The sequence below is a fragment of the Sphingobium sp. VMM genome (genome assembly GCF_056790315.1).
Map to the genome: position 1 here is coordinate 523,938 of NZ_JBXGSI010000001.1, position 17,195 is coordinate 541,132.

At 62.8% G+C, this 17,195-nt stretch carries 17 protein-coding genes, 1 tRNA gene and 1 pseudogene; 5 read left to right on the top strand and 14 right to left on the bottom strand.

What is annotated here, in order from left to right:
* The first annotated feature begins 3 nt into the window (after positions 1–3).
* Positions 4–2,736, top strand: coding sequence for a preprotein translocase subunit SecA (secA, locus tag ACUCV3_RS02595; RefSeq protein ID WP_048937078.1), 2,733 nt, complete (start codon positions 4–6; stop codon positions 2,734–2,736).
* Positions 2,737–2,896: 160 nt separating this feature from the next.
* Positions 2,897–3,409: a glycine zipper 2TM domain-containing protein gene (locus ACUCV3_RS02600; RefSeq protein ID WP_482240368.1), complete on the top strand. Its 513-nt coding sequence runs from the start codon at positions 2,897–2,899 to the stop codon at positions 3,407–3,409.
* Positions 3,410–3,656: 247 nt separating this feature from the next.
* Here the strand turns inward: ACUCV3_RS02600 and ACUCV3_RS02605 are convergent, their stop codons facing one another.
* From ACUCV3_RS02605 to ACUCV3_RS02650, 10 genes are read right to left on the bottom strand one after another with little or no spacing between them, the layout of a single operon-like run.
* On the bottom strand, positions 3,657–4,961 hold the full coding sequence (locus tag ACUCV3_RS02605) for an MFS transporter (protein WP_482240369.1): 1,305 nt from the start codon (positions 4,959–4,961) through the stop codon (positions 3,657–3,659).
* Positions 4,958–5,617 carry a retropepsin-like aspartic protease family protein gene (locus ACUCV3_RS02610; protein ID WP_279776378.1) on the bottom strand — a complete coding sequence of 220 codons (660 nt, stop codon included), beginning with the start codon at positions 5,615–5,617 and terminating at the stop codon, positions 4,958–4,960. Before ACUCV3_RS02610 ends, ACUCV3_RS02605 begins: the two co-directional genes overlap by 4 nt.
* A complete protein-coding gene (locus tag ACUCV3_RS02615; protein ID WP_482240370.1) occupies positions 5,617–6,405 on the bottom strand; it encodes an MBL fold metallo-hydrolase in 789 nt (262 codons plus the stop codon). The genes ACUCV3_RS02610 and ACUCV3_RS02615 overlap by 1 nt, the downstream gene beginning before the upstream one ends.
* Entirely contained in the window at positions 6,402–7,190 is a 789-nt protein-coding gene (locus ACUCV3_RS02620) for a TatD family hydrolase (protein ID WP_279776379.1), read from the bottom strand. The genes ACUCV3_RS02615 and ACUCV3_RS02620 overlap by 4 nt, the downstream gene beginning before the upstream one ends.
* 3 nt (positions 7,191–7,193) lie before the next feature.
* Positions 7,194–8,762 carry a methionine--tRNA ligase gene (gene metG / locus ACUCV3_RS02625; protein WP_279776380.1) on the bottom strand — a complete coding sequence of 523 codons (1,569 nt, stop codon included), beginning with the start codon at positions 8,760–8,762 and terminating at the stop codon, positions 7,194–7,196.
* A 43-nt stretch (positions 8,763–8,805) separates the two neighbouring features.
* A complete protein-coding gene (locus tag ACUCV3_RS02630) occupies positions 8,806–9,777 on the bottom strand; it encodes an AAA family ATPase (RefSeq protein WP_279776381.1) in 972 nt (323 codons plus the stop codon).
* Positions 9,774–10,400, bottom strand: a complete 627-nt coding sequence (gene tmk / locus ACUCV3_RS02635; RefSeq protein WP_279776382.1) for a dTMP kinase — start codon at positions 10,398–10,400, stop codon at positions 9,774–9,776. The genes ACUCV3_RS02630 and tmk overlap by 4 nt, the downstream gene beginning before the upstream one ends.
* Complete coding sequence (locus ACUCV3_RS02640; RefSeq protein ID WP_004207133.1) at positions 10,397–11,560, bottom strand: D-alanyl-D-alanine carboxypeptidase family protein; 1,164 nt, start codon at positions 11,558–11,560, stop codon at positions 10,397–10,399. The genes tmk and ACUCV3_RS02640 overlap by 4 nt, the downstream gene beginning before the upstream one ends.
* Before the next feature lie 47 nt (positions 11,561–11,607).
* Entirely contained in the window at positions 11,608–12,579 is a 972-nt protein-coding gene (locus ACUCV3_RS02645; RefSeq protein WP_279776383.1) for a septal ring lytic transglycosylase RlpA family protein, read from the bottom strand.
* Complete coding sequence (locus ACUCV3_RS02650) at positions 12,563–13,615, bottom strand: lytic murein transglycosylase (protein ID WP_048937068.1); 1,053 nt, start codon at positions 13,613–13,615, stop codon at positions 12,563–12,565. Before ACUCV3_RS02650 ends, ACUCV3_RS02645 begins: the two co-directional genes overlap by 17 nt.
* A 319-nt stretch (positions 13,616–13,934) precedes the next feature.
* Here ACUCV3_RS02650 and ACUCV3_RS02655 point away from each other — a divergent pair.
* Both ACUCV3_RS02655 and ACUCV3_RS02660 read left to right on the top strand, forming a co-directional pair.
* A tRNA-Ser gene (locus ACUCV3_RS02655) sits at positions 13,935–14,024 on the top strand.
* A gap of 17 nt (positions 14,025–14,041) precedes the next feature.
* Positions 14,042–14,704, top strand: coding sequence for a DUF6602 domain-containing protein (locus ACUCV3_RS02660; RefSeq protein ID WP_482240371.1), 663 nt, complete (start codon positions 14,042–14,044; stop codon positions 14,702–14,704).
* Positions 14,705–14,707: 3 nt separating this feature from the next.
* Here ACUCV3_RS02660 and ACUCV3_RS02665 read toward each other — a convergent pair whose 3' ends face one another.
* Genes ACUCV3_RS02665 through ACUCV3_RS02675 form a run of 3 tightly spaced genes read right to left on the bottom strand, consistent with a single transcriptional unit; the run spans position 14,708 to position 15,681 of the window.
* The gene (locus ACUCV3_RS02665; RefSeq protein WP_279776384.1) at positions 14,708–14,941 is read right to left on the bottom strand and encodes a hypothetical protein; all 234 of its coding nucleotides are present in this window, start codon (positions 14,939–14,941) and stop codon (positions 14,708–14,710) included.
* A 4-nt stretch (positions 14,942–14,945) separates the two neighbouring features.
* On the bottom strand, positions 14,946–15,275 hold the full coding sequence (locus ACUCV3_RS02670) for a hypothetical protein (protein WP_482240372.1): 330 nt from the start codon (positions 15,273–15,275) through the stop codon (positions 14,946–14,948).
* Positions 15,265–15,681, bottom strand: a complete 417-nt coding sequence (locus tag ACUCV3_RS02675; RefSeq protein WP_048937065.1) for a hypothetical protein — start codon at positions 15,679–15,681, stop codon at positions 15,265–15,267. Before ACUCV3_RS02675 ends, ACUCV3_RS02670 begins: the two co-directional genes overlap by 11 nt.
* 53 nt (positions 15,682–15,734) lie before the next feature.
* On the opposite strand from ACUCV3_RS02675, the gene ACUCV3_RS02680 reads away from it, so the two are divergent.
* Positions 15,735–16,571: an ArdC family protein gene (locus ACUCV3_RS02680; RefSeq protein ID WP_482240373.1), complete on the top strand. Its 837-nt coding sequence runs from the start codon at positions 15,735–15,737 to the stop codon at positions 16,569–16,571.
* Positions 16,572–16,628: 57 nt separating this feature from the next.
* Here ACUCV3_RS02680 and ACUCV3_RS02685 read toward each other — a convergent pair.
* Positions 16,629–16,997 (bottom strand): annotated as a pseudogene (locus tag ACUCV3_RS02685) (integrase arm-type DNA-binding domain-containing protein); the annotation flags it as partial.
* Positions 16,998–17,195 lie beyond the last annotated feature (198 nt).

Here is a 17,195-nt window from a genome sequence, read left to right on the forward strand (position 1 = left end):
TGCATGTTCGGCGCACTCGCCAAGTCTATCTTCGGATCGTCCAACGAACGTTATGTGAAATCGCTGGGCAAGGTCATCGACCAGATCGCCGCCTTTGAACCGACGATCCAGGCGATGAGCGATGAGGAACTGGTGAACCAGACGGCGCGCTTCCGCGAGCGCCTGGCCAATGGCGAAACGTTGGACGGCCTGCTGCCCGAAGCCTTTGCGACCGTCCGCGAAGCGTCGGTCCGCGTGCTCGGCATGCGTCACTTCGACGTCCAGATGATCGGCGGCATCGTCCTGCATCGCGGCGAGATCGCCGAAATGCGCACCGGTGAGGGCAAGACGCTGGTGGCGACGCTCGCCACCTATCTGAACGCGCTTGAGGGCAAGGGCGTCCATGTCGTCACCGTGAACGACTATCTGGCCAGCCGTGACTGCGAATGGATGGGTCAGGTCTATCGCTTCCTGGGCCTCACCACCGGTGTGATCGTGCCCAACCTGTCGGAAGACCAGCGCCGCGAGGCCTATAATGCCGACATCACCTATGCGACCAACAATGAACTCGGCTTCGATTATCTGCGCGATAACATGAAGTTCGATCGCGGTGCGATGGTCCAGCGCCCGTTCAACCATGCGATCGTCGATGAAGTCGATTCGATCCTGATCGACGAGGCGCGCACGCCGCTGATCATTTCCGGTCCGACCGACGACAAGTCGGAGCTGTATGTCGCGGTCGACGCGATCGTGAAGCAGCTGGTCGAGGAGGATTATGAGAAGGACGAGAAGCAGCGCACGATCACGCTGACCGAAGACGGCACCGAGAAGATCGAGCGCCTGCTGGAGGCCGCCGGCCTGCTCCAGGGCAATAATCTCTACGATTTCGAGAACACCCAGGTCGTTCATCACGTCAACCAGGCGCTGCGCGCGGTGGTGATGTTCCGCCGCGACATCGACTATATCGTCAAGGACGGCAAGGTTGTCATCATCGACGAATTCACCGGTCGCATGATGGATGGTCGTCGCTGGTCGGATGGCCTGCACCAGGCAGTGGAAGCCAAGGAAGGCGTCCAGATCGAGCCGGAAAACCAGACGCTCGCATCGATCACCTTCCAGAATTATTTCCGCATGTACCCCAAGATTTCGGGCATGACCGGCACCGCGTCGACCGAAGCGACCGAATTCTACGAAATCTACAAGATGAACGTCGTCACCATCCCGACCAACCGGCCGGTGCAGCGCGTCGACGAGGAAGATACGTTCTACAAGAATCTGGAAGACAAGTTCCGGGGCATCGCGCGCACCATCAAGGAACATGCCGAAAAGGGTCAGCCGGTGCTGGTCGGCACCGTGTCGATCGAAAAGTCGGAAATGCTGTCGGAATTCCTCAATCAGGAAGGCGTCAAGCATGCGGTCCTGAACGCGCGCTTCCACGAGAGTGAAGCCCATATCGTTGCCCAGGCAGGCCGCAAGGGCGCGGTGACGATCGCCACCAACATGGCTGGCCGCGGCACCGACATCAAGCTGGGCGGCAATCTGGAGATGCGGGTCGAGGACGAACTGCGTGATATGCCGGAAGGCCCCGAGCGCGAGGCGGCGATCGCCCGTATCGAGGTCGAGATCGAAGCGGAGAAGCAGGAAGTGCTAGCCGCCGGCGGCCTGTTCGTGCTGGCGACCGAGCGGCACGAAAGCCGTCGTATCGACAATCAGCTGCGCGGCCGTTCGGGCCGTCAGGGCGATCCCGGCCTGTCGCGCTTCTACCTCAGCCTCGACGATGACCTGATGCGCATCTTCGGCCCGGACACGATGTTCGCCAAGATGATCCGCTCCAACCTGGAGGATGGCGAGGCGCTGCCCCCGTCCAAGTGGCTGAGCAAGGCGATCGAGACCGCCCAGCGCAAGGTCGAGGCGCGCAACTACGACATCCGCAAGCAGGTCGTCGAATATGACGATGTCATGAACGACCAGCGCAAGGTGATCTACGAGCAGCGCAGCGACATCATGGACGCCGAAACGGTGGACGATGTCGTTACCGACATGCGCCATGAGACGGTCAACGACCTGGTCGGTGCATCCTGCCCGCCGGGCACCTATCCCGAACAATGGGATATGGAGCGGCTGAAGCTGCGCACCGCCGAAGTGCTGGGTCTGGAGCCTGATTTCGACGCCTGGCTGGCTGAAGACGCCGTCGATCCGGAAATGATCGAGGAGCGGCTTGCCGGTCTGGCCGACGCGGCCATTGCCGAGAAGACGCAGGAAGTCGAAGCGGCCGACTGGCACATGATCGAGAAGAGCATCATGCTCCAGAGCCTCGACCATCACTGGAAGGAGCATCTCTCGACGCTCGACGCGCTGCGCCAGGTGGTGCATCTGCGCGCCTATGCGCAGAAGACGCCGATCAACGAATATAAGCAGGAAGCCTTCGCCCTGTTCGAGCGCATGCTGGAGAATATTCGCGAGGACGTGACCAGCTCGATCGCGCGGGTGCAGTTCCGTATGGAAGCGCCGCAGCCGCAGTTCGACCTGCCGGTGCTGCCGGACTTCATCACCACGCATATCGACCCCTTCTCGGGCGAGGATAATAGCGCAGATATCGATGGCAGCCAGCTGGCGGGCATCACCACCACCATTCCGCGCGCACCGGTGGACAATGTCGCGCCGGGCGAGTTCGCCAATCTCGACATCAGCCGCAACGCGCTTTGCCCCTGCGGTTCGGGTCAGAAATACAAGCATTGCCATGGTGCGCTAAGCTGAGGCGCGACCACAGGCGAAAAACAGGGAAGGGCGTTGCCGATGGCAGCGCCCTTTTTTTGTTTTGATCCTGCAATGAAAAGGCGGAACTCTTGCGCTGACAGGCCGTTGCGCATTGCGCCTATGCGATGCGGGCCGGATGTTCCGGCGGAAGGAGAAGGGCATGAGGAAATTTGCGATGGTGCTGGCCTTGGCTGTGGTGGCCGCCCCGACGGCGGTAACCGCCCAGCCCCCCGGCCACGGACAGAACAAGCCTTCGCACAATAATGGCAATGGTCCGGGTAATCGGCCGTCGGGCCATGATGGCGGACCTGGCCATGGGGCATCGCACGGCAAGCCGTCGCACAATAATGGGCGTCCGCCGTCAGCGGGCAGACCGTCGCATTCCGCCTCCCACGGCGGAAAATTTTATCCCGACCAGCATTATCGCCCCGGTTCGTCGCGCGATCGCTATCGCATCGATCGGAACACGCGGGTCTATCGCGGTGGTAATGGGCGCTATTATTGCCGCCGTAATGATGGCTCGACCGGCCTGATCGTGGGCGCCGCCGTCGGCGGCCTCCTGGGCAATGCGCTGGGTGACGGCGATTCCGGCGTGCTGAGCACGATCCTGGGCGCAGGCGTCGGCGGCGCGCTGGGCCGCGAGATCGACCGCGGCAACGTCTATTGCGAATGATCAATCACCAGAATGCGGAGTGCCGCCGATCGCGTGATCGGCGGCACTTTTCGCGGGCGGGGCCGGTGACGGGAGGCCATTTATTGAACGCCTGTGATGTCGGCGCGGCGCGGCGCTCCGCTGATGGGGCTCAAGCGGCTTGAGACGCTTCGATTAGTGATCCCTCACTTCGCAGATTTAAGTTCGATAATATATATTATGTTAAATCACGGGTTGGACGGATGGGAGATATTCCTCCTCATTCATCTCAATCCTCCAGAATCCGGCTATGGGCTTTGGTGTCGCGCATGCGGACATAGACCGTCAGCGAGATCGCGATCATGACGCTGACATAAATATAGAAAGCGCATTCCATCCCGGACTGTTTGAACCAGAGCGCGACGAACTCGGCCGTGCCACCGAACAAGGTGTTGGCCAGCGCATAAGGCAGCGCTACGCCGAGCGCACGGATATGCGCGGGAAACAGCTCGGCCTTCACCACCGCGTTGATCGAGGTATAGCCGGTGACGATCACCAGGCCCGCCATCACCAGCAGCCCGGCGACCAGCGGATCGCGCGTCACCGCCAGCGTGGCGAAGATCGGATAGGTGCAGAACACGCCCATGACGCCGAAGCCGATCATCAGCGGCTTGCGCCCGATGCGGTCGGACAAGGCGCCGGCCACCGGTTGCAACAGCATGAAAATAAACAATGTTATCCCATTGATTTCCGACGCTGTTTCACGACCGAAGCCAGCCGTATTGACCAGGAATTTCTGCATGTAGATAGAATAGGCATAGAAGGCGATCGTGCCGCCGGCGGTCAGCAGCATCACCGTCAGCGTTTCGCGCGGATGGTTGGTGATGAGTTCGATGAAGCCGGACTTGGGCGCGCCTTCGGCCTTTGCGACTTCATAGCTCTGGGTTTCAGCAAGGCCGCGCCGCAGCCAGAAGACGATCACTGCCAGCGCCCCGCCTATGGCGAAGGGAATGCGCCAGCCCCAGGCGTCCAGTTGCCCTTCGGTCAGGATCGACTGGAGCAGCAGCAGCACGCAGATCGCGACCAGTTGCCCGGCGATCAGCGTCACATATTGGAAGCTGGAATAGAATCCGCGCCGGTCCTTGCCGGCCATTTCGGTGAGATAGGTCGCGCTGGAACCATATTCGCCGCCGATCGAGAGGCCCTGCATCAGCCGGGCAAGAACGAGCAGCAATGGCGCGCCAACGCCGATCACCTCATAGCCCGGCGTCACCGCGATCAGCAACGATCCGGCACACATCAGCGAGACCGACAGGGTCAGGCCACTCTTGCGCCCATGACGGTCGGCATAGACGCCCATCAGCCAGGCACCGATCGGTCGCATAAGGAAGCCCACGGCGAAGATGCCGGCTGCGCTCAGCAACTGGGCGGTGCGGTCCTCGCTCGGGAAGAAATGCGGGGCGAAGTAGAGGGTGAAAGCGGCATAGGCATACCAGTCATACCATTCGACCAGATTGCCGGTGGACCCACCGATGATCGCCTTGAGCCGGGCCCGTTTGTCGGGTGCGGCACCCTGCCCCTCATGTGACGTCATGGCACCAGCACCATTTCACCATTTTCAACGCTCCAGCTTTTGAGACGGGACAGCATGTTCATGCCGATGACATTGACGTCGCCCAGCGCCGGCGAGACGACGACCTCGACATCATTGGCGCGCAGCGGCCCGACCGTCAGCGTCGAGATGCTGGCGCGGCGCGCGTCGATCTTGCCATTGGCGGTGTTGAGCGGGATCGGGGGCGCATTCATGTCGATATTGAGGCCAGTGGCGCGGGCGGTATTTTCCGAAAGGGCGGTGATGGTCGCGCCACTGTCGATCAGGAAGCGCGCGGACATGCCGTTGACCATGCCCTCCACCCAATAATGGCCGTCCGGCGCGACCGGAATGCGCACCACTTGCCCATCGGACTGGATCGGCGGTGGGGCCGGCGGCGGCGCGGGCTGTGATATAGGCTCGGCACTGTTCTGTGGCTGGAGCAAGGCCCCCTCCTCCGCAGCGAACCGTGCCGGCATCAGTCCCGCCTTCTGGGCGAAGGTGAAGAGGCCGAGCAGGGCACCGAAGATCAGCACCCAGAGCAGGGCCATCCGCACGAAGCTGCCCAGCGCGATGCGGCGGCCGATCAGGGCGGAGCCGACCAGGACCAGGGCGAGCAGATACCAGATGCTGGACATCGCCTGATCCGTGCCGTCCATCAGTGGGGTGCTCCGTCGTTGAGGTCGATGACCAGCCCGTCATAGCCCGGCTCCACCCCTTTGGGGAGCGTGGCGCACAGGGTGGCATAATCCATGCTCTGGTCCATATGGGTGAGGATCGCGCGACCGGGCCGGGTTGCCATGATTCCTGCCAATGTCATCTCCAGATGGGCATGGGTGGGATGCGGCCGGGCGCGCAGCGCATCAACCACCCAGATGTCGAGATCATCGAACAGCGCCAGCATATCCGGGGTTATTTCATGAAAATCAGTGGCATATCCGACATGACTATCATCATGACTGAAGCGGAATCCAATCGAATAAATGTCGCCATGGGGCATGTCGGTGCAGGCAATGTCGATATCGCCGATCCGCAGCCCATCGGGCAGATCATGCGGGACGATGATCGGCGGATAGCCCCCCCTCCCCGCAAAGGCATAGGCAAAGCGGGCCTGGAGCAGGCGCATCGTCTGGGCACGGGCATAGCCGGGGATCGGGCTGCCGCGATGATGGAACAGCTGGCGAACATCGTCGATGCCATGGCTGTGATCGGCATGGTCATGGGTCCACAGGATCGCATCGATGTCGATCACGTCGGCCGCCAGCAACTGCGCCCGCATGTCGGGCGAGGTATCGACCAATATCCGTGTCGTCGCGCTCTCCACCAGGATCGAGACGCGGGTGCGGCGGTTCCTGGGTTCCTTGGGGTCGCAGGCGCCCCAATCATTGCCGATCCGGGGAACGCCGGAGGAGGTGCCGCTGCCAAGGATGGTCAGCTTGAGGCTCATGCCTGCGGCCGGCCCTCAATCTTGGCGAATAGACGCAGGAAATTGGCCGATGTGGCCGCCGCCAGATCCTCGATGCTCTCACCGCGCAGATCAGCCAGGAAGCGGGCCGTGTCGGCAACGAAGGCCGGTTCGCACGGCTTGCCGCGATGGGGCACCGGGGCAAGGAAGGGCGAGTCCGTTTCCACCAGCAGCCGGTCGAGCGGCAGGCGCGCGGCGGTTTCCTGCAGATCCTTCGCGCTCTTGAAGGTCACGATGCCCGAAATGCTGATGTAGAAGCCAAGGTCCATCGCCGCGTCGGCGAAGGCGCCGCTGGCGGTGAAACAGTGGATGACGCCGCTATAGACCCCCTTCCCCATCTCGTCCCGCATGATCGCCAGCGTATCCTCTTCCGCTTCGCGCGTATGGACGATCAGCGGCAGGCCGGTCTCGCGGCAGGCGGCGATATGGCTGCGGAAGCTTTTCTGCTGCCGCTCGCGATCGCTATGGTCGTAATGATAATCAAGGCCCGTTTCGCCGATGCCGACGACGCGCGGATGGGCCGCGCGCTCGACCAGCTTGGCGGTGTCGACATGGGGATGCTCGTCCGCCTCGTGCGGATGGATGCCGACGGTCGCCCACACGTCCGCCTCGCGCACCGCCGTGCCCAGCACATCGTCCCACTCGCTTTCGCGGGTGGCGATGTTGAGCATCAGGTCGACGCCGCGCGCACGGGCGCGTTCCAACACATTAGGCTGATCTTCGATCAACCCCTTGTAATTGAGGTGGCAATGGCTGTCGATCAACATCCGTCAGGCGTCCGCTTCTGTCAGTTCCAGGCGCGGAAAAAGCGGCTTGGGCGCGGCCAGCACGAAATCGCTTTCGGCCAGATCGCTATACCAATGATCGCCGATCGCGCCATAGCTGCGCTTGTCCGCCGGCACGCCCATATGGTCGAGCAGCGCGGTGGCGCTCGCCGGGATCACCGGCTGGATCGCGACCGCCAGCTGGGCGATGGCGATATAGAGCGTCGCCAGCACCGTCTCCATCCGCTGGGGATCGGTCTTGCGCAGCGACCAGGGCGCCTGCGCGTCGATATATTGGTTGCAGGCAAAGGCGGCGCGCAGCCAAGCATCGATCGCCATCGACGGCGCCAGATCGGCCATGGCGGCGGGCATATCGCTGCGCACGACCTTGTCGATCAGCGCGAACAGCTCGGTATCGGCGGCGCCATGGCCATTGATGGCCGGCAGGCGGCCTTCCAGGTTTTTCGCGATGAAGCTCAGCGTGCGCTGGGCCAGATTGCCGAACGCGTTGCCCAGATCGCTGTTCGAGCGCTGGACAATCGCTTCGGCGCTATAGCTGCCGTCATTGCCGAAGGTCACTTCGGACAGCAGGAAATAGCGCAGCTGATCGACGCCGAAGCGTTCGGCCAATTCCATCGGATCGGCGACATTGCCGACCGACTTCGACATCTTCTCGCCGCGGTTCAGCAGGAAGCCATGGCCGAACACCTGCTTGGGCAGCGGCAGCTTCGCGCTCATCAGGAAAGCCGGCCAGTACACCGTATGAAAACGCACGATATCCTTGCCGATGATATGGGTGATATCGCCCCCTTCGGCCCAATAGCGCGCCATCCGTTCGGCATCGTCAGGATAGCCACAGCCGGTGATATAGTTGGTCAGCGCATCGACCCAGACATACATGACATGGCCGTCTGCGCCAGGCACCTGGACACCCCAGTCGAAGCTGGTACGCGAAATGCTGAGATCGGACAGCCCGCCTTCGACGAAGCGCAGGATTTCGTTGCGACGGCTTTCCGGGCGGATGAAGTCGGGCTGGCTGTTATAGAGGTCCAGCAGCTTGTCCTGATATTTGGACAGGCGGAAGAACCAGCTTTCCTCAACCGTCCATTCGACCGGCGTTCCCTGCGGCGACAGCTTTACGCCGCCTTCGCCCTCAGTGATTTCCTTCTCGTCATAGAAGGCTTCGTCGCGGACCGAATACCAGCCTTCGTAGCGGCCCAGATACAGGTCGCCATTGGCCTCCATCGCCCGCCAGATCGCCTGGCTGGCACGGTGGTGATCGGGTTCGCTGGTGCGGATGAAGCGATCATAGCTGATATTCAAGCTATCGTTCATCTGCTTGAAATATGACGACATCTCATCGGCCAGTTCACGCGGCTCAATGCCCCGGTTGCGCGCCGTCTGGGCCATTTTCAGCCCATGTTCGTCGGTTCCGGTCTGGAAGAAGACGTCGCGGCCCATCATCCGCTGGAACCGGGCGATCGCGTCGGTGGCGATCACCTCATAGGCATGGCCGATATGCGGACGGCCGTTGGGATAGGAGATGGCGGTGGTGATGGTGTAAGGCTGCGACATGCAGCCTCCCTAGCGGCTGTTCGCGTCGCCGCAAAGTCGCTTTTCAGGTCGCGGCCTCAGCCAGTGCCGCGACATGCCCACCCAGCTCGAAAACGACCGAGGCCGGGTCAAGCGACAGGATCACCGCGCCGCCCGCCAGATGCCGGGCTGCTTCCCAATGATCGAGCGCGCTGCCCAGTGCCGGGCCATGCCGGGTCCGGGCGGCCTGGGCAATGAAGGCGGGCGCGCGCTCCAGAAAGGCTTCGTAACGCGGCTTGGCCGCCTTGCCCGCCAACGCCTTGGCCAGGCGCAAGCGCTCGCGATTGCCAGGATCGCCGTCGGCAGCGATCGCGAGCAGCGATTTTTCGAGGCCCGCAAGATCGAGGCCCGCATAGCGCAGCGCGCGACCGGGCGAACCCTCCCCGGCGCGCAGCAGGGCGTCGAGTTCCGGCCCGGACAGGCTTTCATCCTCGCGCCGCAGCACCGTCGCCATGGCCCCGTCCGACAGAGGATCGAAGCGCATCGTGCGGCAGCGCGAACGGATGGTGGGCAGCAGCCGGCCGGGCGCATGGCTGACCAGCAGGAAGATCATGTCCGCCGGCGGCTCTTCCAACGTCTTGAGCAGGGCATTGGCGGCGCCGCGCTCCAGATCATCGGCACTGTCGATCACGACGATGCGACGGGAAGAGAGTGACGGCGCCGACTGGATCAGCCGCTGCAGGCCGCGCACCTGGTCGACGCTGATGTTGCGTGCGGTAACGCCGTCCTTCTCCAGCGGTGCCAGTTCGGCATAATCGGGATGCGCGCTCGCCTCGATCAGGCGCCGGATCGGGTGGCTTTCGGGAACGGCGAGACCCTCGTCCTCGATCTTCGGGCCGGCCGCATCCGCCAGCAGGCGCATCGCCATGGCGCGGGCGAAGCTGGCCTTGCCGATGCCGCGCGGGCCGCTCAAGATCCAGCCATGATGCATGCGGCCGCTGCTCGCTGCCGCCAGCAGGGTCTGCGCCTGGGCGTCGTGCCCGACCAGTGACGTCATGACAGTAGGTCGTTCAGTGCCGCGAGCAGCCGGGCCGTGACATCCTCAGCCGCGCCCGACGCGTCGATCGCGCGGACCCGTGCCGGCTCATCGGCGGCAAAGCGGACGAACGCATCGGCCACGGCACGGTGGAAGCTGCGGTCGCGGCCGCCAATCCGGTCCGACACGTCGCCGTCACGGGCATGGGCGCGGGCTTCCGCTTCCGTTTCGGGGAGGGTCAGAAACAGGGTGCGGTCGGGCAGGAAGCCGGCGCTGCCGATCTGGTGCAACGTCAATATGTCGGCATCGCTGAGATCGCCCTGCCCCTGATAGGCGCGACTGCTGTCGAGGAAGCGATCGGACAGAACCCAGGCGCCACGGGCCAGCGCCGGGCGGATGGTCTTTTCGATATGGTCGGCGCGCGCGGCGGCGAACAACAAAGCTTCGGCGCGAGCATTCCAACGGTCCGCGCCGCCCGTCAGCAGCATGGCGCGGATCGCTTCCGCCCCTTCGCTGCCGCCCGGCTCGCGGGTCTCGACAACCTCCAGCCCGCGCGCGCGCAAGGCCGACGCCAGCGCACGAAGCTGGGTCGACTTGCCGGCGCCCTCGCCGCCTTCGAGCGTGATGAAACGGCCTGTTATCACCCGAAGAAGGACTTCAGACCATTCCACAAACGACCGAAAATGCCGGCTTCCGCGACATCTTCACCGGCAACCAGCGGCAACACCTGCGGCGGTGTATCCGGGGTTTGGACGATGAGCTGGGCGATCTGTTGGCCCTTAGCGATCGGCGCCTTGATCGGGCCGGTATAGACGACCTTCACCTTCACATTGGCCGACGCGGTGCGCGGCATGGTGACCGCCATATTCTGCGGCGCGACCAGCGACACGGTCGATGCGCTGCCCAACTGAACCGCGGCCGTCTCGACCGTCTGCCCCTTCTTGAACAGCGGCTGTGCCTTCCAGGCGCGGAAGCCCCAATCCATGAAGCGGACGGATTCGGTGATCCGGCCGTTGAAGCTGGTCAGGCCCGCAACCACCATCACCAGGCGACGACCATCCTGCTCGGCCGAACCGGTGAAGCCGAAACCGGCTTCTTCGGTATGGCCGGTCTTGAGGCCGTCGGCGCCCGCGATCTTACCCAGGATCGGATTGCGATTGGCCTGCGCAATGTCGGAGCCGCCCATGGTCTTGCCCCAGGTGAAGGAGCGGGTGGCGTAGAATTTCTTGTAGAGATCCGGCGTTTCTACGATCGTGGCTTCGGCAAGCTTGGCCAGATCTTCGGCGGTGACATAGGTCACGCCCTCGTCAGGCCAGCCATTGCTTGTGCCGAAATGGCTGTTCTTGAGGCCCATGCGCTTGGCCTCCTCGTTCATCAGTGCGACGAACGCCTGCTCGGTGCCGGCAATGCCCTCGGCCAGCACGACGCAGGCGTCATTGCCCGACAGGGTGACGATGCCGTGCAGCAGATTTTCGACCGACACCTGCTCGCCCACCGACAGGAACATGGTCGATCCGGCCTTGGGGCCGTGCCATTGCTGCCAGGTTTCAGGACGAACCGTGAACTTGGTGTCGAGCTTGAGTTCGCCCTTCTGGATCAGGCGGAAGGCGACATGCGCGGTCATCATCTTCGCCATCGAGGCCGGCGGCATCCGGGTCTCGCCGCCCTTGTCATAGAGGACAGCGCCCGAGGAAAGATCCTTGAGATAGGCGATCGGCGCCTCGCTCGTATAGGGCGGGGCTGCCGCAACCAGCGGCTGGGCCAGCAGCCCGACGAAGAGAGTGGCGGCAACGGTTTTCTTCATGAACTCAAGCCTTCGACTGGATAGATTCGCTGGACGCATCGCTATGATTAGCGCGCGTCATTAGCCATGACACGGACATTCGCAAAGCCCTTCGCTGCCGCCTCTTTCACGCCGGCTTGCGCTGCCACCTGCGAGGGATAGGGACCATAGCGCACTCGCCAGACCGGACCGGCCGCCACGGCATGCGCGCCGATCTGCCTGGCCAGCGCCTCGGCCCGGCTCTGGGAAGAAAGAGCGGCAACCTGAACGACATAGCCGCCAGATACGGGTTTTGTAGGCGCTGTCGTCTTCGGGGCCGGTTTGAGAGCGGGTGGCGCCGGCGTATCGAAGGATGCGCCACGACGGCTGGAACTGCTCGCAGCCGGGATCGCCTGAACGATGGGGCGTGCCGACTGGACCTGCGCCGGCGGGCTTGCCGGCACTTGCGCCAGACGCTCGCGCAGCACCTTCAGCAGCGGTTGCGGTGTGTCGATCCGCACGGGCGCGGACTGCTGCGCCCGCAGCAATGCCTTTTCCTGCTCCGGCGGATTGACCCGGCGGACGCGGACGGCCGCGGCGCCATCGCCGGTGATGCCCAATTGCTCAGCCGCGCCGCGCGACAGGTCGATGAGCTTGTCGTCGCTGAACGGACCACGATCGTTGAGCCGGACCAGGATGGTGCGGCCGCTGTCGAGCGCCGTCACCTCGACATAGCTTGGCAGGGGCAAGGTCTTGTGCGCGCCGCTGATCGCCGACGGCACGAAATCCTCGCCATTAGCCGTCGGCTTGCCAATCGCCTCCTCGCCATACCAGCTGGCATAGCCGACCTCGTCATAATTGACCGGATCGGCCGGGACATAGGTCTTGCCGCCCACGCTATAGGGTTCGCCGATCTTGACCGGCTCGTCCGCAACCGCTGGCACCGTTACAGGTGTTGCCGGGCGGGGGGCCGGCGGCGCAACGGCCTGCTCGCTGCCGCAGGAGGCCAGCAGAGACGCCGCGCCGCCCAGCGCGAGCCAGTTCCTATTGCTTGACCGCATCAGCCAGCAACCCCACGGAAAGAGCGTAGAAATTGGAGCAATTATAGTCGAGGATCGCGCGGTAATTGCTGGTCAGCAGATAGGCGGTCTTGCCCGGCCCATCCGGCTCCAGGAGGGTCGCCATGACAGTGTCCGCTGGCCAGATGCCGCTGGCCGGGAACAGGCCCAGCTTGCGCCACTCGGCCATGCTCAGCCAGCGGCTGTGGCGGTTGAAGACCCGCGGGCAGCGCGGCGCCGTCGTGCGCGCCGCCACCGAGGCGCGGTTGAAGCTGGTCGGCACGCTGACCGCTACGCCCCAGGGCTGGCCCCGCCGCCATCCGGCCGCAACGAAATAATTGGCGATCGAGGCCAGCGCATCCGCCTGACTGGTCCAGATGTCCGCCCGGCCATCGCCGTCGCCATCCTTGGCGAGCTTGAGATAGACCGAGGGCAGGAATTGCGGATAGCCGGTCGCCCCGGCCCAGCTGCCGACCAGCCGGCTGCGCGGCACGCCATCGTTCAGCATCTTGAGCGTCGCCAGCAATTCCGGCTCGAACAAGGTGCGTCGGCGCCCTTCATGCGCGAGCGTGGCCAGCGACCGGATCAGGTCGAAATCGCCGGTATAGGAGCCATAATTGGTTTCGTGGCCGAAAATGGCGACCATGATTTCCTCGGGCACGCCGGTTTCCGCCTCGATCCGGGCCAGCCGTGCGCGATTGGCGGAATAGACCGCGCGTCCGCGACTGATCCGCGCGGCATCGACATGCTTGACCCGATAGGGCTCGAAATTGGGAATGGGCGAATAGGCGCCGCCGCCCGGCTGGCTCTGATCCAGCGCCACGACGCGCGGGTTGATCGTCAGGGTCGGGAAGACAGCGTCCAGCGTCGCGTCGCGAATGCCCATGGCGCGTGCCTTGGGGCGCAGGGATTCCAGATAGGCGCGAAAGTCCCCATCATCCTGCGCGATCGCGACCTGTGGCGCAGCCAATCCTGCCACAACCGTCGAAAAACCCATCATCAGCGCAATGGCCAGCGAATTGAACCGAGAATCTGCCATGACCTTTTGTGGCACAGCCAGGGCGACCGGCGAAACCCCTATCCGATACGAAGTCGCGAATGGACGACCATTCCCCTCAATATTGTCATTTTTGCCCTTGGCTTGTTCGCCCGCTTCGCTAGGAAGCGTCGCAACGGAAGTGTGGCCGAGTGGTTTAAGGCAGCGGTCTTGAAAGCTGTTGGGGGTTTCGGCGCTCGGCAGCGTGGGTCGACGAAAAAGGGGTGTAGTTAGAATCGCTTAGCGACGTGTCGAGAAATGGCTAAGGCGAGCGGCAGCGCCGCCATCTAGCAGATTCCTAGCCGCGCCGCTGAATCGGTATGGAAGAGTGTCCGAGTGGTTTAAGGAACTGGTCTTGAAAACCAGCGACGGGGCAACCCGTCCGTGGGTTCGAATCCCACCTCTTCCGCCAGTTGCAATGGGGGACGAATGCCAAATCAACATGTTCTGCAACGCCTCACAGGTTTGCAATCCATTCTAAATGGCGTGCATCAGAGCAGCGTAGGATTATCGTCAGCGACGATTGGGCAAGAGCGGGCCGCGTTTGTTGATGAGTTTCTAAGCAAGGTGCTTCCCCCCATCTATCGGTTCGGAACAGGTGATGCGACTGATGCTGCTGGAGCCAAAAGCGGACAACTGGATGTAGTCGTTGAATATCCATTTGCGCCTTCCCTGCCGATGGTAGGAGCCGGACAAAGTCGTCTTTACCTTGCAGAATCTGCTGCGGCAGTGATTGAAGTAAAATCGAACCTATCCAACCAATGGAACGACGCCGTTAATACCGCCAAGGCTCTTGCACCTCTCAAGAGATCGTTTGGTGCGACTATGAGTTTTGGTGCTGGGCCGCAGCCTCAAATTCCCATGTTTGCCGTCGGTTATACTGGCTGGAAGACAATGCCACCGCTTCAATCAAATCTGAACAATTGCCCAGATATATTTGGGGCATTGGTGATTGATGCCGGCCTATATGCTTCGAAGAGCGGTCTTGTTGCAACTGGACCCTGGCCACTATGGGGCTTAATTATTGATCTCCATTTTGTGACCAACTCGCTTCAAAGCGCGTCAACTAGCCCTCTTGACTATGCGAAGTAATTTTTAGCGCATTACCTGAACGGCGCTCCATGTCCCGTCATGCTCCCAATTGCGGAGGGCAGCGACGACCGCCACCATGTCCCGCCGGTCCAGCGCTCCGCTCTCAATGCCAGGCAGCACCTCATGCTCGACCCAAGCATCGAACGAGCCAAACATGACCGTGAAGGGCGACGGCTTCGGCTTCTCCGCTTCCTCTATCCGCTTGATGCGGCGTTGAAGGGCGCGGATGCATGCCATGTGGTTATTTCAGTCCGAGGTGGAAACGCAGATCAAACGGCATGTCGGGCGCGCCAGAGCTCACCACCGGCACGGATGCAGGCGGTGGAGTGGGTTCGAGCATGACCACAGGTTCCGGCGCTGGTGCAGCGGGAACAGCCTTGCGCCCCATCGCTGCATAGATGGCAGGCGCGGCTTCAATGAGGGCTTCGCATTCCAAGCGTTGCATCACCGCATCAATCGCCATCTGCTCCCGCATGGTAGCAAAGTGACGCGGTGCCAGCATGGCGCGAATCTCCGCCTGCTGCTCGCGTTCAATACGGCGGCGCTCCGCCAACGGTATGTCAGCTTTCATATGTCACCTTCAGTTGGACCAGAATGTCATAGGCATCGGCGCGCACGCGCCAGTCGTCGCAGTCGCGGAGCACTTCGATCATGCTCTTGATGATGCCCCGCCGCATCTGCCCGCGCTCCTGATCGGTCATGCGCGCGACCGCTTTGCAGAGGGGGTCAAAGCGCCCTGACACGAGCATGTCGTCATAGCTGAACGGCACGACATAGAGCGGATGTGCCATGCGGTCCGCCATGCTGACCGCCCAGTCCACTTCCGCCTGATACTCCTCTATCCCGCGATAGGGCATGTGGTGCAGCACGCGGTTGCCCGCCTCGTCGTATCCAAAGAACGACGCACGCACGAACACATCGTCGTCGCCAATGGCGTGGGCATGGACGTAGTTTCGTTCGGTTCGGATGATCGGCATCAGGGTGCCCCTATGAGTGGATTTTCGGAGCCGCCGCCATCGCTCGGCCCGTTTTGCAGCGAAGTGCAAATAATTTCATTTTACGCTCGCCCATTGCTCGCCGCCTCCAATGCCTCGATCCGCGCCTCCAACTGCTCGCCAACGCGAATGGCGCTCAAACTGCTGATGGCGTCGATGATCTGCCTGCCAATGTCCGCTGGCACCGTGCCGTCAGCGATTGCGGCAATGACCTGCTCCACCTGCTGACTGGCGGGCGCGGTGTCCGCAAGGGCGAGAAGGGATGCGTCATCTGCTATGCGGATCGGTTCGTCCCCAAGGCCGAGGAAGAGCGCGCGGGCCAAGAGGATCGCGAGGCACGGACGATTGCGTTCCTGAAGCGCTTTACCGTCTTCAACGTCGACCAGTGCGAGGGGCTGCCCGAAGACTTGTCTCATGTGCCCGATTTGCCCGGGCCGCTGGTGTCGATCGCCGAGGCCGACAGCCTGATCCGAAACAGCGGGGCGGACTTTCGCATCGGCGGCGGCGAAGCCTATTATTCTCCGTCTGGTGACTATGTCGCCGTGCCGCCGCAGGCTGCCTTTCATGAGCCGATCAATTGGTTTCGCACGGCACTTCACGAGATGGGTCATTGGACGGGCCATCGCAGCCGGTTGGCGCGCGATCAGTCGGGCGGGTTCGGCACAGCGCTCTATGCAAAAGAGGAACTGGTCGCCGAGATGGCCAGCGCTTTTACCTGCGCGTCGCTGGGGATCGTGCCCACCGTCCGGCATAGCGACTATATCGGCTCCTGGCTTGCCGTCCTGCGCGAGGATGAGCGGGCGATCTTCAAGGCGGCAAGCGCGGCCAGCAAGGCGGCCGATTATCTCCTGGGCAGAGGGGCAGCGGCATGACCGACAAGCTTCGCCTGCAGTGATGTCCTTGAGATCGCGCTGCCCGAGCGACGGGAACACATCGCGCTCCAGACGCGACAATATGCGTGCCGCATGCCCCGGCTCCAGCCCGCTAGCCCGATTGCCATGCCAAGCCCGCGCAGCGGCCTCAAAGCTGGTCACAGGCGAGGGAGCCTTGGGACCGGGATCCTCGCCCCGCGCAAGGGCGAGCTTGGCCTCAGCGCGGCGCAGTCGCGCCTCAGCCAGGGTAACCTCCGGGTAGCGCCCGAACGAGAGCAGCTTCTCCTTGCCGCCGAACCGATATTTCATGCGCCAGAGACGCGAGCCCGTCGGACGGACAAGCAGATAAAGGCCGCCGCCATCGCCAAGCTTGTAATCCTTGGAGCGCCGACTGGCGTAGCGAACCTCGAGTTCCTTGAGCGGCATAGGGGGTATCTCCTGCTGGGCACAGGCATTACCCTCCAAAACACCCCCAAAAGCAAATCGACGTCCTGGTATCAGGCGCGATCCGATGGGCGGCGCTGCATCCCCAAGAAACGGCGCAAATCCGTCAAAAAAGGCATAAAAAAAACCGCCCCGGGATGATCCGAGACGGCTTGGTCTGTATGTGTATGGTTGCGGGAG

Bases quoted from the DNA above. Each gene is read 5' to 3' on its own strand.
- ACUCV3_RS02630 (WP_279776381.1), bottom strand. From the start codon at position 9,777: ATGACGTCACTGGTCGGGCACGACGCCCAGGCGCAGACCCTGCTGGCG.
- ACUCV3_RS02610 (WP_279776378.1), bottom strand. From the start codon at position 5,617: ATGGACGGCACGGATCAGGCGATGTCCAGCATCTGGTATCTGCTCGCC.
- secA (WP_048937078.1), top strand. From the start codon at position 4: ATGTTCGGCGCACTCGCCAAGTCTATCTTCGGATCGTCCAACGAACGT.
- ACUCV3_RS02620 (WP_279776379.1), bottom strand. From the start codon at position 7,190: ATGTTGATCGACAGCCATTGCCACCTCAATTACAAGGGGTTGATCGAA.
- ACUCV3_RS02615 (WP_482240370.1), bottom strand. From the start codon at position 6,405: ATGAGCCTCAAGCTGACCATCCTTGGCAGCGGCACCTCCTCCGGCGTT.
- ACUCV3_RS02645 (WP_279776383.1), bottom strand. From the start codon at position 12,579: ATGCGGTCAAGCAATAGGAACTGGCTCGCGCTGGGCGGCGCGGCGTCT.
- ACUCV3_RS02605 (WP_482240369.1), bottom strand. From the start codon at position 4,961: ATGACGTCACATGAGGGGCAGGGTGCCGCACCCGACAAACGGGCCCGG.
- ACUCV3_RS02640 (WP_004207133.1), bottom strand. From the start codon at position 11,560: ATGAAGAAAACCGTTGCCGCCACTCTCTTCGTCGGGCTGCTGGCCCAG.
- ACUCV3_RS02665 (WP_279776384.1), bottom strand. From the start codon at position 14,941: ATGGCATGCATCCGCGCCCTTCAACGCCGCATCAAGCGGATAGAGGAA.
- ACUCV3_RS02675 (WP_048937065.1), bottom strand. From the start codon at position 15,681: ATGCCGATCATCCGAACCGAACGAAACTACGTCCATGCCCACGCCATT.
- ACUCV3_RS02660 (WP_482240371.1), top strand. From the start codon at position 14,042: ATGCCAAATCAACATGTTCTGCAACGCCTCACAGGTTTGCAATCCATT.
- ACUCV3_RS02600 (WP_482240368.1), top strand. From the start codon at position 2,897: ATGAGGAAATTTGCGATGGTGCTGGCCTTGGCTGTGGTGGCCGCCCCG.
- ACUCV3_RS02670 (WP_482240372.1), bottom strand. From the start codon at position 15,275: ATGAAAGCTGACATACCGTTGGCGGAGCGCCGCCGTATTGAACGCGAG.
- ACUCV3_RS02650 (WP_048937068.1), bottom strand. From the start codon at position 13,615: ATGGCAGATTCTCGGTTCAATTCGCTGGCCATTGCGCTGATGATGGGT.
- metG (WP_279776380.1), bottom strand. From the start codon at position 8,762: ATGTCGCAGCCTTACACCATCACCACCGCCATCTCCTATCCCAACGGC.